General features: G+C 71.8%; 6 protein-coding genes. 1 reads left to right on the top strand and 5 read right to left on the bottom strand.

The genetic code is table 11. The features are described from left to right. On the bottom strand, positions 1–2,036 hold a 2,036-nt coding region (locus tag AB0K21_RS35770; protein WP_364156196.1), incomplete at its 3' end, for a type I polyketide synthase. A gap of 1 nt (position 2,037) precedes the next feature. Continuing rightward, complete coding sequence (locus tag AB0K21_RS35765) at positions 2,038–11,574, bottom strand: type I polyketide synthase (protein ID WP_343976669.1); 9,537 nt, start codon at positions 11,572–11,574, stop codon at positions 2,038–2,040. Between the two features lie 451 nt (positions 11,575–12,025). Here AB0K21_RS35765 and AB0K21_RS35760 point away from each other — a divergent pair, with 451 nt between their 5' ends. Beyond that, positions 12,026–12,772, top strand: coding sequence for a respiratory nitrate reductase subunit gamma (locus AB0K21_RS35760; protein ID WP_343976672.1), 747 nt, complete (start codon positions 12,026–12,028; stop codon positions 12,770–12,772). Between the two features lie 34 nt (positions 12,773–12,806). On the opposite strand, the gene AB0K21_RS35755 is transcribed toward AB0K21_RS35760, so the two are convergent. The 3 genes from AB0K21_RS35755 to AB0K21_RS35745 all read right to left on the bottom strand — a co-directional run bounded on the left by AB0K21_RS35755 (position 12,807) and on the right by AB0K21_RS35745 (position 16,844). Further along, positions 12,807–13,730 (bottom strand): RNA polymerase sigma-70 factor, encoded by a 924-nt coding sequence (locus tag AB0K21_RS35755; protein WP_343976675.1) that lies wholly within the window; start codon positions 13,728–13,730, stop codon positions 12,807–12,809. Between the two features lie 147 nt (positions 13,731–13,877). Beyond that, entirely contained in the window at positions 13,878–14,351 is a 474-nt protein-coding gene (locus tag AB0K21_RS35750) for a carboxymuconolactone decarboxylase family protein (RefSeq protein WP_343976678.1), read from the bottom strand. Between the two features lie 165 nt (positions 14,352–14,516). Next, positions 14,517–16,844, bottom strand: coding sequence for a hypothetical protein (locus AB0K21_RS35745; protein ID WP_343976681.1), 2,328 nt, complete (start codon positions 16,842–16,844; stop codon positions 14,517–14,519). Positions 16,845–16,907: the final 63 nt, after the last annotated feature.

The raw sequence follows: 16,907 nt of genomic DNA, 5'->3' as shown, positions 1-16,907 counted from the left end.
TGCCCGACCACCGCATCCGGAACAATCCCCCACGACCGCCACAACCGCGCCAAAGACACCATCACCGCGAACAACACCGGCTGCACCACCTCAGCACCCGCCAACGCCGGCGCCCCCACACCACCCCGCAACACCTGCACCACCGACCAACCGGTATGCGCACTCAGCGCCCGGTCACACTCATCCAGCGCGTCGCGGAACACCTCGAAGGCGTCATACAACTGCAAACCCATACCGGCCTGCTGCGAACCCTGACCGGGAAAGACGAACACCGTCCTGCCCGGCCCCTGCGCACTCACCCGCCCATACACCACACCCGGATGAGCACCCCCCTCGGCAACAGCCTCCAGCGCCCCACCCGACACCACACCACCGGCCACCGAACCCGTCACCGAGCCCGCCGGGTCCACGATCACCGCCCGGTGCGCGAAATGCGTCCGCCCGACCGCCAGCCCATGCGCCACGGCCACCACATCCACATCCACATCCGGACGATCGGCCAGATACCCGCCCAACCGCCGCGCCTGCTCCCGCAACACCTCCTCACTGCGCCCCGAAAGCGGCCACACCACCAACGACGACCCAGCGGAAACCCCACCGGCACCACCGGAACCAAGACCATCGACGACCGGCGACCCCTCCGAGACGACCGGCGGCTCCTCCAAGATGAGATGAGCGTTCGTCCCACTGATACCGAACGACGACACCCCCGCACGCCTGGGCCGCCCACCCCCCGGCCACACCCGCGCCTCGGCCAGCAGCGACACCGCCCCCTCGGACCAGTCCACATGCGGACTCGGCTCATCCACATGCAACGTCCTCGGCAACACCCCCCGCTCCATCGCCATCACCATCTTGATCACACCGCCCACGCCGGCGGCGGCCATGGTGTGACCGATGTTGGACTTCAGCGACCCCAGCCACAACGGCCGATCAGCCGGCCGGTCCTGCCCATAGGTGGCGAGGATCGCCTGCGCCTCGATCGGATCACCCAACCTGGTCCCGGTCCCGTGCGCCTCCACCGCGTCCACCTCCGCGGCGGCCAGCCCCGCCTCCGCCAGAGCGGCACGAATGACACGCTGCTGCGAAGGACCGTTGGGAGCAGTCAGGCCGTTGGAAGCCCCGTCCTGGTTCACCGCCGTCCCCCGGATCACCGCCAGCACCGGGTGACCCAGACGACGGGCGTCGGACAACCTCTCCAGCAGCAGCATCCCGGCGCCCTCGCCCCAGCCGGTCCCATCGGCCGCCGCGGCGAACGACTTACACCGCCCATCGGGTGCCAGCCCCCGCTGTCGCGCGAACTCCACGTACATCCCCGGGGTCGCCATGACCGTGACGCCGCCGGCCAGCGCCAGCTCGCACTCATCCCGGCGCAACGCCTGAACGGCCAGATGGATCGCCACCAGCGAGGAGGAACACGCGGTGTCCACCGTGATCGCCGGCCCCTCCAAGCCCAGCGTGTACGCGATGCGGCCGGACGCCACACTGAGGGTGCTCCCGGTCAGCAGGTAGCCGTCGTGGCCTGCGGTCGGCTCGTGCAGGCGGGGGCCGTACTCGGAGGTCAGGGCTCCGACGAACACCCCCGTCGCGGTGCCGCGCAGGCCGGCCGGGTCGATGCCCGCGTGTTCGAGCGTCTCCCAGGCGACCTCCAGCAGCAGCCGCTGCTGCGGATCCATCCCCAGTGCCTCACGGGGCGAGATGCCGAAGAACTCCGCGTCGAATCCGTCCGCGTCGTGCAGGAACCCTCCCTCTCGCACGTACGTGGTTCCGGCGTGATCAGGATCCGGATGGAACAGGGCGTCGAGGTCCCACTCCCGGTTGACGGGAAACGCCCCGAGCGCGTCCACCCCGTCCGCGACCAACCGCCCCAGATCCCGCGCCGAGCGCACCCCGCCCGGGTAACGGCAACCGATGCCCACGATGGCGATCGGTTCGCGTGCCCGGTCGGCCGAACGCTGACCGGCCTGCTTCAGCCGCTGGATCTCTTTCAGAGAGCGGCGCAGCGCCTCGACGAGTTCTTCGCCGGATGCCTTCATCTCAACTCTCCGATCCACCCGGCCACGAGGAATAGTCGTGGGCCAGTTCTAGAAGGTCGCGGGGGTCCATGGTGTCGATGTCGTCGGTGCTCGGAATTCGCACGGTGTCGTGTGCCGGTGAACCGTTGGCGAGGGCCAGCAACTGCTCCATCAGTCCGGTTTCACGTAGCTTCCACAGCGGAATGGCGGCGAGCGCGGCGCGTACGGCGCTCTCCTCCGGGTCGGCCTCGGCGGTGGGCCCGGCGACCGTGGCGTGCAGGTGGAGCGCGACCGCCTCCGGAGTCGGGTGGTCGAAGATGAGGCTGGAAGGGAGGCGCAGGCCGGTGGCGGTGTTGAGGCGGTTGCGAAGTTCGACCGCGGACAGGGAGTCGAAGCCGACCTCCTTGAACGCGCGGCGGACGTCGACGCCGGCGGAGTCGGCGTGCCCGAGGGTGGCGGCCACGTGACCGCGGACCATGTCGAGCAACAGGCCGCGCTGGGCGACCTCGGTCAGCCCGGCGAGCTGTTCGGCGAGCGAGACGGTGCCTGACGGAGCGGCGGCACCGGCGGTGCGCCTGGCCGGTGTGCGGACCAGCCCCCGCAGCAGCGGCGGCACGGTCCCCTCACGGGCCGCGGCGACCAGCGCCGCCCCGTCGAACTCCGTGAGCAGCAGGAACGGATCTCCGGTCGACAACGCCCTGTCGAACAGGGCGAGCCCGGACTCGGCGGTGAGGGGTTTGAGGCCCGAGCGGGTCATCCGCCGCAGGTCGGTGGCGGTGAGGCCCCCTGTCATGCCGCTGCTCTGTTCCCACAGTCCCCAGGCGAGGGAGAGGCCGGGCAGGCCACGGGTGTGGCGGTGCCGGGCCAGGGCGTCGAGGTAGGCGTTGGCGGCGGCGTAGTTGGCCTGCCCGGGACCGCCCAGCGTACCGAGGGCCGAGGAGAACATGACGAACGCGGTCAGGTCCTGATCGCGGGTGAGCTCGTGCAGGGTCCAGGCCGCCTGCGCCTTCGGGCGCCACACCTCCTGAAACCGCTCCGAGGTCAGGGAGCCGATGACGCCGTCGCGCAACACGCCCGCGGCGTGGACCACCATGGTCAGTTCGCGTCCGGCGAGCAGGCCGGCCAGGGCGTCGCGGTCGCCGATGTCGCATGCGACGATCTCCACCCGCGCGCCGAGTGCGCCGAGTTCCGCCGCCAGTTCCGAGGCCCCTTCGGCATCCGGTCCGCGCCGGCTGGTCAGCAGGAGCCTGCGGGCGCCGTGTCGGCGGACGAGGTGCCGGGCCACGAACGAGCCCAGCGTCCCGGTTCCACCGGTGATCAGAACCGTGCCCTCCGGGTCGAACGGCGCGGGCACGGTGAGCACGATCTTCCCGACATGACGGGCCTGGCTCATGAACCGGAAGGCCCGCGGAGCCTGCCGGATGTCCCAGCAGGTCACCGGCAACGGCTGGAGCACTCCCCGCTCGAACAGCCCGACCAGTTCCACGAGCATCCGCTGAACATGATCGGGTTCCAGTCGCAACAGGTCGAACGCCTGGTAGACGACGCCGGGATGGGCCTTGGCGATCTCATCGGGGTCGCGTAGGTCGGTCTTGCCCATCTCGATGAAACTGCCCCCGCGGGGCAGTAGGTCGAGGGAGGCGTCGACGAACTCCCGCGCCAGTGAGTTCAGTACCACATCCACACCGCGCCCCCCGGTGGCTCGCAGGAAACGCCGGGCGAAGGCCAGGTCCCGGGTGGAGGCGATCCGCCCGTCGTCCACCCCGAGGCCGCGCAGGACGTCCCGCTTGCCGTCGCTCGCGGTCGCGTAGACCTCCGCACCCAGATGCCGGGCCAGCTGAATCGCCGCCATGCCCACACCGCCGGCTCCCGCGTGAACCAGGAGCGATTCCCCCGGTTTCAGTCCGGCCAGGTCCACAAGCCCGTGGAACGCGGTCAGGAACACCACCGGCACCCCGGCCGCCCGCGCGAACGACCAGTCTCCCGGTATCCGGGCGACCAGGCGCCGATCCGTCACCGTCAACGGCCCGGCGCCGTTCGGGAACAACCCCATCACCCGGTCGCCCGGACGCACTCCGGTGACCTCCGCGCCGACCTCGACAACGACTCCGGCCCCCTCCCGGAGCACCCTGCGGTCGGCCAGCATGTCCAGCGCGATGAGCACGTCCCGGAAGTTCAGCCCGGCCGCCCGCAGCGCGACACGGACCTGCCCGGGCTCCAGCCCACCGACCGACTCCGGGCAGTCGACCAACGCCAGGGCGTCCAGTCCGCCCTGCTCGGTCACCTCCAGCCGCCAGCCGCTCCGCCCCGGCGGCACCAGCGCACCCCTCCGCGCCGGATACGGGACCACCCGTGCCGCCAGCAGCCGCCCCTCACGAACCGCGAGCTGGGACTCGCCTCCCGTCGACGCGGTCCCGATCGCACCCGCCAGCGCGGCGTCCGACGCCTGACGCCCGTCCACGTCGATCAGCGCCAGCCGCTGCGGGTTCTCGGTCTGCGCGGTACGGACCAGCCCCCACACCGCGGCCGGCACGTCGCCGACACTCTCGCCGTCAAGCGCCGCGACCGCACCGCGTGTCACGACCACCAGCCGCGACCCGTCGAACCGCTCGTCGGCGAGCCAGCCCCGCACCAGGCTCAGCACGTTTTCGACACGGCCGGCGGCCGCGGTGGCGCTCTCCCAGTCCTTGCCCGCGTCCACCACGGCGACCACCACGCCAGGTCCGGCGGGAACCGGGTGGTCGTCGAGCCACGCGCGCAGCTGATCCAGACCGGCGAACCGTCGACCGGGCGGAAGGCCGGCGAGCGGCTCCGTCCCCGGGCGGTCCTGCCCGTCGGCGCCGAGCCGTACCACCCAGGTCGAGGTGGTGTTCAGCGGCGTCTCGACCGCGTCGACCGGCGTCCAGTCGAGCAGGTGCGTCCCCTCATGCCACTCACCGGCAACGGGACGGTCGAGAAGGTCCAGCTGCTCCGCGCGCACGGGCCGGAGCGTGAGCTCCTCCACCAGCGCGACCGGCGCCCCACCGGGGTCGGCGCAGACCAGGCCGACGGCATCGGCGGACGTAGGGGACACCCGGACGCGCAACGTCCGCGCCCCGGTGGCGAACAGGCGCACCCCGCTCCAGGAGAACGGCAGTCGTACGGCGTCGGCACCCGCGTCGGCCACCAGGATCGTCTGCAGGGCCGCGTCCAGCAGCGCCGGGTGAATTCCGTAACCGTCGTCGGCCACCGGCTCGGGCAGCCGCACCTCGGCGAAGGTCTCCTCGCCCCGCCGCCAGACCGCGTGCACCCCCTGAAAAGCCGGCCCGTACCCGTATCCCCGCTCGGCCAGCCGCTCGTACGCTCCGTCGAGCGCCATCGCCGTCGCACCCGCGGGCGGCCACACCGCCAGGTGCTCCCCCTCTCCGGCGATCAGGGGTGCCAGCACTCCGGAGGCGTTCCGCGTCCACCGGTCCCCGTCCGCCGAGGCCCCGCCCCGGCGGGAATGGATCGTGAACGAGCGCCGCCCCTCATCGCCGGGTCCGGCGATGAGGAGTTGGACGGACACCTGCCCGCCCTCATCCGGCACCGCCAGCGGCGCCTCCAGTGTCAGCTCCTCGATCCCCCCGCAGTCCAGACGGTCCGCCGCGTGCAGCGCCAGTTCCGCGAACGCGGCACCCGGCAGCAGCACCCGGCCCAGCACCGCGTGATCGGCCAGCCACGGATGCGCGCTTCGCGACAACGAACCGGTGAAGACGACACCGGTGCCGTCGGCCATCTCCACCGCCGCGCCCAGCAACGGATGGTCCGCCGCGTCCACTCCCGCCCGCGTCACGTCGCCCGCCCCGAGGGCGGGGGGCAGCCAGTAGGACCGGCGCTGGAACGCGTACGTCGGCAGATCACGACGGTGTCCGGCTCCGAGGACCGGTATCCGGTCGACCGGCGCGCCACTGACCCAGGCGTCGGCGAGCGAGGCGCTGAACCGCTCCGGCCCGCCCTCCTGGCGGCGTAGCGACTCGATGACCGCGACGGTGGCTCCCGCGTCGGCCGCGGTGTCCTCGATCGCACCGGTCAGCACCGGATGCGGGCCGACCTCGACGAAACGGTCGTGTCCATCCTGGATCAGGGTGCGGATCGTACGCTCGAACTCCACACCATGGCGTAGGTTGCGGTACCAGTAGCCCGCGTCCAGTCCCGCGGTGTCCAGCGCCTCGCCTGTGACGGTGGAGTAGAACGGGATCCGTCCCGCCCGTGGCGCTGTCGCGGCGAGCGCTTCGAGGATCGGCTCACGAAGAGCCTCCACGTGCGGGCAGTGCGAGGCGTAGTCCACCGCGACCCTCCGGGCCTGCGCCCCCCTGGCCCGGTAGACGGCCATGATCTCCTCGACCGCGTCCGGATCCCCCGCCACCACGGTGGCGGCCGGGCCGTTGACCGCGGCCACTGACAGACGTCCTCGCCGACCGGCCAGTTCCTCGCGGACACGATCGGCCGGCACGCCCAGGAACGCCATGCCGCCGGTACCGGCGAGCGCGGTCAGGGCCCGGCTGCGCAGCGCGACGACACGCGCGGCGTCCGCCAGGGACAGGGCTCCCGCGACACACGCCGCGGCGATCTCCCCCTGGGAGTGGCCGACGACCGCGTCCGGGCGAACGCCATGGGCCTCCCAGTTCCTGGCCAAGGACACCATGACGGCGAACAGAGCGGGCTGCACGACGTCCACCCGGGCCAGAGCGCCGGCATCGCGGAGCACCTCGTGCAGGTCCCACGGAACGTGCGGAGCCAGGGCGTCCGCGCACTCGGCGAGCGCCTCGGCGAAGACCGGTGAGTGTTCGGCCAGCTCGACGGCCATGCCCGCCCACTGAGAGCCCTGCCCGGGAAAGACGAACACGGTCCTGCCGCGGGCGGGCACACCCCGGGAGACGTTGGGGGCCGCGACTCCCTCGGCCAGCGCGGTCAGGCCGGAGAGGAAGTCCGCGTGTTCGCCTCCCGTCACCGCCGCGCGATGCTCGAACACGGCGCGGGTGCCGGCCAGGCTGTAGGCCACGTCGACCGGCCGCGGTTCCGGATCGGCCCGGACGAACTCCGCCAGTCGAGCGGCCTGCGCACGCAGCGCCCCCTCGGACCTTCCCGACAGGAGCCAGGGCAGCGCACGACGCTCCACCGTGCCCGCGTCCGTGGAGTCGGCCGCCGTGGGTTCGGCGACCGACGGCGGCTCCTCCAGGATGAGGTGCGCGTTCGTGCCGCTGATCCCGAAGGACGACACCGCCGCCCGCCGCGGCCGCCCGTACGGGAGCCACGGCCGCGGTTCGGTGAGCAGCGACACCGCCCCGCCCGCCCAGTCGACGTGCGGGCTGGGCTCGTCGACGTTCAGGGTCTTGGGCAGGATGCGACGCTCCATCGCCATGACCATCTTGATCACACCGCCGACCCCGGCCGCGGCCTGGGTGTGGCCGATGTTGGACTTCATCGACCCCAGCCACAGCGGCCGATCGACCGGCCGGTTCCGGCCATAGGTGGCGATGATGGCCTGGGCCTCGATCGGGTCGCCCACGGTGGTACCGGTGCCGTGGGCCTCCACCGCGTCCACGTCGCCTTCGCCGAGCCCGGCGGCCGTCAGCGCCTGCCTGATCACACGCTGCTGTGACAGCCCGTTCGGCGCGGTCAGGCCGTTGCTCGCGCCGTCCTGGTTCACCGCCGACCCCCGGATCACCGCGAGCACCCGGTGACCCAGACGCCGGGCATCGGACAGGCGCTCCATGAGCACGAGAGCGGCGCCCTCCCCCCAGGCGGTGCCGTCGGCCGCCGCGGCGAAGGGCTTGCACCGGCCGTCGTGGGAAAGCCCCCGCTGCATGCTGAACTCGACGAACAGCCCGGGGCTGGACAGGACGGCGGCACCACCGGCCAGTGCCATCGAGCATTCGCCCTGACGCAGGGCCTGGGCGGCGAGGTGCATGGCGACCAGGGAGGAGGAGCAGGCCGTGTCGACCGTGATGCTGGGGCCTTCGAAGGCGAACGTGTGCGCGATCCGCCCGGACGCGACGCTGGGCGAGTTCCCGGTCAACAGGTAGCCGTTGTGGCCGTCCGCCGGTTCGTACAGGCGCGGGCCGTACTCCTGGGCTCCGGCGCCGACGAACACCCCGACGGGTGCGCCGCGCAGCGTGGCCGGATCGATGCCGGGCCGTTCGAACGCCTCCCAGGCGACCTCCAGCAGCAGCCGCTGCTGGGGATCCATCGCGGCGGCCTCGCGGGGGCCGATCCCGAAGAAGTCGGCATCGAAGGCGGCGGCGTCGAGGAAACCGCCTCGCCGGACATAGGTACGGCCCGGCACTCCCGGCCGCGGGTCGTACAGCCGGCTCAGGTCCCATCCTCGGTCGGTCGGGAACGGCCCCGTCGCGTCGACCTCGTCCGCCATCAGCCGCCACAGGTCCTCCGGTGAACCGACACCGCCCGGATAACGGCAGGCCATTCCGATGATCGCGATCGGTTCGCCGGCTCTGACCTCCGCGTCCTCCTCGCGCGCCGCTCCCGTGCGGTCGTCGCCCCACACCGCCTCACCGAGGTGGCGGGCGAGCGCTTCGGGGGTGGGGTGGGCGTAGACGAGCGTGGCATCGCGGCGCAGCCCGGCCGCGTCGGTCAGCCTGTTGCCGAGTTCGACCGCCATGAGCGAGTCGAACCCCAGGTCCTTGAACATCCGCCCGGGCTCGACGGCGTCCGGACCGGCATGGCCCATGACCGCCGCGGCGTGTGCCCGCACGAAGTCCAGCAGGACCCGCGGCCGCTCCTCCGCGTTCGCCGCGGTCAGCCTGCCGGAGAGCGACGAGGTCTCCGTCCTGGGAACGCCCGGCGTCCGATCGACCGGCCGGGACTCGCCGGCCCCGTTCTCCGCGGCCACGGCGCGGGCGGGCCGCGCCGCCTCGCCGGGCCAGTACGACCGACGCTGGAAGGCATAGGTCGGCAGGTGGACCCGCCGACCGGCGGTGAGTGTAGTGGTCCAGTCGACCGGTGCGCCGCTGACGTGAGCGTGGGCGAGTGAGGTCCGGAAGCGGGCGGAGCCGCCGTCGTCGCGACGCAGCGAGTCGATGACGGCGACAGGGGAATCCGCGCCGGCGGCCGTGTCCATGATCGCGGTGGTCAGTACGGGGTGCGGGCTGATCTCGATGAAGCGGTGGTATCCCGCGGCCAGCAGACCGCGGACCGCGCGTTCGAAGTCGACCGGCCGGCGAAGGTTCCGATACCAGTAGCCGGCGTCGAGCCCGGCGGTATCCATGACCTCGCCGGTGACGGTCGAATGGAAAGGGACCCGGCCGGAAGACGGCTTGATGGAACCGAGCCCGTCGAGGATCGGCTCCCGTAGCACCTCCACATGTGCGCAGTGGGAGGCGTAGTCGACCGCGATGACCCGCGCGTGGACTCCCCTGGCCTGCAGGTCCGCCACTATCCCGGCGACGGCGTCGGCGTCTCCGGACACGACGGTCGCGGCGGGGCCGTTGACGGCGGCGACGGCCAGACGCCCGCGCCGACCGGCCAACTCACCGCGGACCTCGTCGGCGGGGAGCCCCAGGAAGGCCATCCCGCCCGTACCGGCGAGGCGGGTGAGTGCCCGGCTGCGCAGGGCCACGATCCGGGCGGCGTCCGCCAGGCTCACCGCACCGGCGACGCAGGCCGCGGCGATCTCCCCCTGGGAATGCCCGACCACGGCCTCGGGGCGCACCCCGTGCGCCTCCCAGTGCCGGGCGAGGGAGACCATCACCGCGAACAGGGCGGGCTGCACGACCTCGACGGACCGGAGAGCGGCGGGATCACGGAGCGCCTCGCCGAGGTTCCAGCGAACATGCGGAGCCAGTGCCTCGGCGCACTCGTCGAGCGCCCCGGCGAACACGGCGGAGGCTTCGGAGAGTTCGACGGCCATGCCGGCCCACTGGGACCCCTGGCCGGGGAAGACGAACACGGTCCTGCCGGGCACGGGCGTGCCCCGCACCAGGTTGGGCGTCGCGGTGTCCCCGGCCAGCGCGGTCAGGCCCCGGAGAAGGTCGCCGCGCTCGCTCCCCAGCACCACCGCCCGATGCTCGAAGGCGGTGCGCGTGGTCGCGAGGCTGTAGCCCAAATCCACCGGACGCAGCCCGGGATCGGCCTCGACGCGCTCCACCAGCCGGGCGGCCTGCGCGGCCAACGCCGCCTCCGAGCGGCCCGAGACCACCCAGGGCACCACCTCCGGGCCGCCGGGGTCCGCCATGAGGCCGGCCGACGAGGGCTCGTCGGCCGGCGGCGCCTCCTCCACGATCACATGCGCGTTGCTGCCCCCCATCCCGAACGAGCTGACGCCGGCGATCAGGGGCCGATCCGGATGAGGCCAGGGACCCGAAGCCGTCCGCACGCGCAGGTTCAGTTCGTCGAGCGGGATGGCCGGAGAAGGCGATGTGAAGTTCAAACTCGCCGGCAACGTCCGCGCCTCGATGCTCAGCGCGACTTTGAGCAGGCCCACGATTCCGGCGGCCGCCTCCAGATGACCGACATTCGTCTTGACGGACCCGACGACGAGCGGGCTGTCCGCCGGGTGCAAGGCGCCTACCGCCGAACCGAGGGCGGCGGCCTCGATCGGATCGCCACGCCTGGTCCCGGTGCCGTGCAACTCCACGTACTGCACCTGTACGGGTGAGACACCGGCCCGCGCGCACGCGCGCCGCACCACGTCCGCCTGGGCGTCGGCGTCGGGCACGGTCAGCCCGCCGGTGGCACCGTCGTTGTTCACCGCGCTGCCCCGGATCACGCAGTAGACCCGGTCCTCGTCCGCCAACGCGCGGGCCAGTGGCTTGAGCACGACGACGACCCCGCCCTCGCCGCGTACGAACCCGTTGGCGCGGGCGTCGAAGGTGAAACAACGGCCGTCCGCGGACAGGCCGCCGAACCTTGCCGCGGCCAGGGTCCCCTCCGGCAGGATGCCGAGGTTCACCCCGCCCACCAGCGCGAGAGCCGACTCCCCGCTCCGCAGGCTCTCGACCGCCAGATGGACGGCGACCAGGGACGAAGCCTGCGCGGCGTCCACCGTCATGCTGGGACCCCGCACCCCCAGGGCGTACGACACGCGGTTGGCGATGAGGCCCCGGTTCAGCCCCGTCAGGGTGTGCTGAGAGATGGCGGCGGTTCCCCGCCGATCCAGCAGCCGGGCGTACTCATCCCCTGTCGCCCCGACGAAGACCGCCGTCCGGCTACCGGCCAGGGACGCGGGGAGGATGCCCCCGTCTTCGAGCGCCTCCCACGCCAGCTCCAGCATCAACCGCTGCTGGGGATCCATGGCGACGGCCTCGCGGGGTGAGATCCCGAAAAAGCCCGCGTCGAACTCGGCGACCCCGTCGAGGAATCCTCCGCGCCGGACACCCGCGTGATCCGGAGGGGTGTCGTCTCCCGGCTCGATGTCCCACCTGCCCTCGGGCACGGGTGTCAGTGCGTCCACACCGTCCCGGAGCAACCGCCAGAACGCCTCCGGATTCGGCGCCTGGGGGAGTCGGCAGGACACTCCGACGATCGCGATCGGCTCATCGGAACTGCTCGTTGGATCGTGTGCCGTCTCGTCGGCGCGCACAGGAGATGGTCCTTCCGCAGGGTAAGCAGACGTATGAATCCGAGACGCGTCGCATGCTCGCCGTGGGACGTCGTTCAGGGGGGCACACCTGGAGTACGGCCACATGTGGTGCCTTCGCCGGAGATGTGAGACGCCGCCACAGGAGTGCGGAAGCCGCTCGGCGTCCGTCCCGCCGTGTCAACGGGAGGAGCGGATCGACGACAGCCGGTGAAAGGGGAACGCCCGCGCAGGTGCCCCGCGGATACCGTCTGACTACGGCAGGGACAAGACGACGGCGTCGCGTCGGTCGCAGTCGAGCCGGTCGACGTTCGGGGCCATGCCACCGGTGACGGCGGCGGGCTAGCCGTCGTCGAGCCGGTGAGCGGTCATGTCGAAGTCGGTCATCTCGGAGGAGCCCTTTCCCCGATTGGAATGTGCTCGCTTAAGATCACAGAGGCCACTTGTGAAACTCTTGGGGATCACTGTGATCGCCCAGCTCAGCGAAGCCGAGACCGAGGCCGTACCGTCCGCCGCACGCCGTCGGGTTCGCACGCCCCCCGTACCCGGCGACCCCGAGCGGCGCGGCCTGGCCATCGGCGTCTTCGGCGCGGGCATGGGCGGCACCGCGATCAGTGCCTTGACCACGGTCAAGCTGGTCAAGGCCGACGGCGCGGCCACCCCGTTCCTGCTCACCGCCGCAGGCCTGGCCGTCTACACCGTCGTGGCGTGGTTCACGCTGCGCGACGCGCCGGGCCGCACGGTCCCCACCCAGCCGCTCGCCGCGCGCCTGGCCGCCACCGCGAAACTGCCGATCACCTGGCAGGCGTGCATCCTGTACACGGTGGCCTTCGGCGGGTATATGGCGTTCTCGGTGTACCTGCAGACCACCTACGTGCTGGAAGATGATCGGCACCGCCTACTGGTACCTGCACACCGACCAGTGGCGCTACGACACCTACAGCGCCGACGTGGTGGCCTCGCCACTGGCGGGCGGCGGCGCGTTCACCGGCAAGGCCACCGCCCACCTGCTGTCGCGGTCGGCCCGGCTGGGCTGGATAGCGCGCTGCTGCTGTTCGCCGTCTGGCCGTTCACCCGGCTGGTGCACATGCTCACCGCGCCCGTCGGCTACCTGACCCGGCCGTACGTGGTCTACCGCAGCCGTGACGAGCAGCCGACCGGCGCCCGCGCCCCTCGCAGGGGCTGGGAGCCGTCCCGCTGACGGCACGGGCACGGCAGCACATCGCCGTGGCCCCTCATTCCGTGCGCCGGCGTGCCTGCCTTACTTCGCGGTCGATCGCCCAGGCGTCCGCCACCGGGCCCACGTGCCCGAGCTTGTCGGGGTTGATCACCGAACGGATCGTCTGGACCTGCCCGTCGAGCACATCGAGCACCAGGATGTGGAGCACCCTGCCGTCCCGGTCGCGGAAGATCGCACCCGGCTGGCCGTTGACCTCGTGCGGCTCGAACGTCACGTCGATCCGGGCCAACCGGGGGAAGAGAGAGGCGAGCAGCCGGGCCACGTTCTCGGCGCCGACGACGGCCCTGGCCAGCTGCGGGGCCTTGCCGCCGCCGTCGCCGACCACCGACACGTCGGCGGCGAGCAGTTCCCGCAGGCCGACGAGGTCACCTTCACGGAGGGCGTCGAAGAACCGCGACGCCAGTTCCTCCCGCTCTGCGCGGACCGCTTCGAAGCGCGGCCGCCCGGCCTCCATATGCCGCCGTGCCCGCACCAGCAGCTGCCGGCACGCCGCCTCCGACCGCCCCACCGCCGCGGCGACCTCGTCGAACCCGAAGCCGAACACCTCCCGCAGCACGAACACCGCCCGCTCCAGCGGGCTGAGCCGCTCCAGCAGCAGCAACGCCGCCATCGACACCGAGTCGGCCAGCTCCGCCGACCGCGCCGGATCCTGATACGGATCGCTGAGCAGCGGCTCGGGAAGCCACGGGCCCACGTACTCCTCCCGCCGCACCCGCGCGGAACGCAGCACATCGATCGAGATCCGCGTCACCGTGGTCGACAGAAGAGCCTTGGCCGACGTGGGCCGGGTCGCCGAGCCGTCATAGCGCAGCCATGTCTCCTGCACCGCGTCCTCGGCCTCACCCACACTGCCCAGAATCCGATAGGCGATCGAGAACAGCAGCGGCCGCAGCTCCTCGAACTCCTCGACCTTGCTCACGCCGGACCCCCTTCCCCCGCACCTCTCACCCGGCCGTACCCGCCGGTGCGGGCATCTTCCGATGATCGTCCGGGACGCCGGAGAGACACCCCGAAGCCGGAAGGCTCGGAGCCCGTGGCCGGGCCCCGAGCCGGTCGCCGATGCCGTTCAGTGAAACTGCCCTGGCACGTGGTCGCCGGCCGGCTGCCGGGTGATGATGTTCAGCCGGTTCGCCGTGTTCATGAAGGAGACCAGGATCACCAGGGCGGTGAGCTGCTCCTTGTCATAGTGCTCGGCGGCGTACGCCCACACCTCGTCGTCGACCCCACCGGCCGCGTCCGCGACCCGGGTCCCCTCCTCCGCCAGCCGCAGCGCGGCGCGCTCGGCCTCGGTGAAGACGGTGGCCTCCCGCCACGCCGCTACCAGGTTCAGCCGCACCGGGGTCTCACCGGCGGCGACGGCCTCTTTGGTGTGCATGTCGACGCAGACGGCGCAGCCGTTGATCTGACTTACCCGAAGCGCCACCAGTTCCTGCGTGGCGGCCGGCAGCGGCGAGTCCTTGAGCGCCTTGCCCGCCGACATGAAGTGCTTGAGGACCTTGCCGGCGGTCGGGTCGGCGAAGTAGTCGAGTCGCGCGTCCATGCTGTGCTCCTCCGTGGTCGTTGACGGCTACACCCCCTGAGACGGGGTAGCCCGATCCCCTGTGACATGGACGGGTGTGACCCGCGTCTCCCGGCCTCCGAGCCAGGCCGGCGTCGACCTGCCGGGCACGGGGTTCGCCGTCGTCCTGACCCGCCTGAGGCGTGCTCACCGACTGGAAGGCTTGCGGTACGTGATCGGCTTGTCCCCCTTCCCGGGGAACGCCATGATCAACAGACGCTGGCCGCCCTCCTGCTCTCCCTTCCACCTGAACCAGTCGTAGTGCACCCGGATCCGGTAGTGCCCCGCACGGCCGTTGAGCGACAGGTCGGGAAATTCGGTGCCGCTCAGCTCGTCCCTCAGCACGATCTCGCCGGTGGGGCTCTCGTAGCCGACCTCGGCGACGTGGTCCCAGCCCTCGGTCTCCACCGGCGGGCGGCGGGTGTAGGTCTCCAGCGTGACGCAGAGGTCGAAGTCGGAGTGCGTCAGGATCATCAGGTGGCCGGGAAGCGCGGCCACCAGGTCGTCGTCCTGAGCCTGCTCCAGCAGGTCGTCCTCGGACGGGTCCCCGCCGTCCTCGGTCGGTTCGTACGTCTCCACGACCCCGTAGTCCGTCCACTGGGGTTCCTTCATGCGGATCGCCTTGGCCGGTTCGATGAGCGGGCGGTGGCGCGGGCTCGAGTCGCACATGCGCTGCGCGTCGGCCTGCCACTCCTGGATCTCCCGGTCCCGTTCGGCGGCCGCGGCCTTGACCACGGCGCCGGCGCTGGGGCAGATCTCCGCGAGCGGGTAGGTCAGGTCATCGCGCTTCAGCCCCTCCGTCGCCCGAAGGCGGGCGACCTCCTGCGGATCGTTACGGGTGTAGATGCCGCACAGCCATCGGGCACGGGCGAGGATCACGGTGTCGGGCGTGGTGACGGCGAACTTGATCAGGTTTCCCTGCCGGAGGGAGCACACGAGTCGCTGGTCCCGGGTGAGCCTGGGCTCCTCGGGCTCGCCCCTCCACGCCTCGCGTGGGGCGCAGTCCTCGGCCGCGGTGACCGGGCTGCGGGCCTGGTCCGCCACGGGCAGGAACCCGAGCGCGACCAGTGTGGCGAGCCCGGCCGGCAGCACGCGGTGGCGTACGCGCCGGGTGGGCGCGGCCGGGTACAGGAACAGCAGGAGCAGGGCGGAGGCGAGCAAGGCCGCGCTGTACCACAGCGGTGAGATGCCGAAGAAGGTCTCACCGTCCTTCCCCTGGGTGAACAGCCCCTCCGGGTAGATCTGCGTGCCTTCGTAGAAGAAGTCGCCGAAGTCCTCCGACCTCGGCGTCGCCGTGACCGCGCTGACGAAGCCCACGGCCGCGGCGATGGCCAGCGCCGGCGTCGTGAACCGCACGAGGTGGCGGGTCCGGCGCAGGACGGCGGCCAGGATCAGCAGCGCGGGGCCGCCGACACCGACGAAGACGTCCAGGACGAGCCAGGTCAGAGCATGCTCGCTGCCGCCGTCCACTCGGACGAACCGCTCGATCGCGCCTCTGGGGCCGATCCAGTGGTACCTGCCGTACGCGAGGTTGACGGCGGCGGGGATCAACGGGAGCACGACCGCCACGGCGGGCAGCGGCCACCACCTGGCCGCCGACCGCGCCGACGCCTGCCTTGGGGCCGGCCGCGGAAGGGGGTTCGCCAGCTCGTGGGCGGTCCTGGCGCTCCACACCAGCCCGAGGACGCTGGCGGCGCCGAGGAGCGTATAAGCCGTGATGATGTCGGGGAAACCGGTGCCGCCGAAGGAGACGAACCCGCTGGGCTGGAGGACGGACATCACCTGCGAGATGACGCCTATCCGGACGGTCGCCGCGCTCCATCGGGGATCCCTGGCCTGGGCGATCAGGATCGACACGGACCACGCCGGCCAGCCGTACCCTTCGGCGAGGGTGAGGATCTGCGCGACGGCGCCCAGGTCGAAGGCGGCCGCGACCTCCTGGCCGATGCCGCTCACGTAGGCGATGCTCCCGACAACGAGTGAGAACAGCCGCAGCCTGCGGGAGACGATGTCACGGAGCACCAGGAAGAACAACCAGACGATGGCCAGCTGCACGAAACCGGAGACGATCCCCGTCACCGACCAGAACCAGTAGATCTCCAATGCGAGGATCAGCGGGGCGCCGACGATGATGAGCAGGCCGTAGCCGACACCGAGGTACAGGGCGAGCCGCAGCAGGCCGACCTTCCTGCCCCGGTGTGTCAGCTCACCGCGGGCGCGCCCGCGCAGCACCTGCCACAGGGCCCACGCCTGGAGCGCCCCGATGAGGATCAGGACGAGCGCCAGCCCCCGCGAGACAGTGAACGCCTCTCCTACGGGGCCGAGGAACCAGTTCATGCCGAAGTCGCGGGTGACGACCGTCCAGAGGACATCGCCCCGGTCGGTGGTCAGCGCGAAGGCGCCCAGTACGGCGACCACGACGAGGTAGCCGAGCGCGATCAGGGCGGCGATCCTGCCGAAACGGTAGCGACGCATGGCCATCTCTTGGGGGCGGAGCGGTCGAAGCGCCCAACCCTAGCGAGTCACCAGGAAGTTGAT

Origin of the sequence: Streptosporangium sp. NPDC049248 (genome assembly GCF_040678965.1) — a bacterium.
GTDB classification, from domain to species: domain Bacteria; phylum Actinomycetota; class Actinomycetes; order Streptosporangiales; family Streptosporangiaceae; genus Streptosporangium; species Streptosporangium fukuiense.
The sequence above is the reverse complement of the archived record's forward strand: the minus strand, read 5'-3'. Positions and strand labels throughout refer to the sequence as shown.

Excerpts from the sequence above, each read along its gene's own strand:
- AB0K21_RS35745 (WP_343976681.1), bottom strand. The coding sequence starts at position 16,844 with ATGCGTCGCTACCGTTTCGGCAGGATCGCCGCCCTGATCGCGCTCGGC.
- AB0K21_RS35750 (WP_343976678.1), bottom strand. The coding sequence starts at position 14,351 with ATGGACGCGCGACTCGACTACTTCGCCGACCCGACCGCCGGCAAGGTC.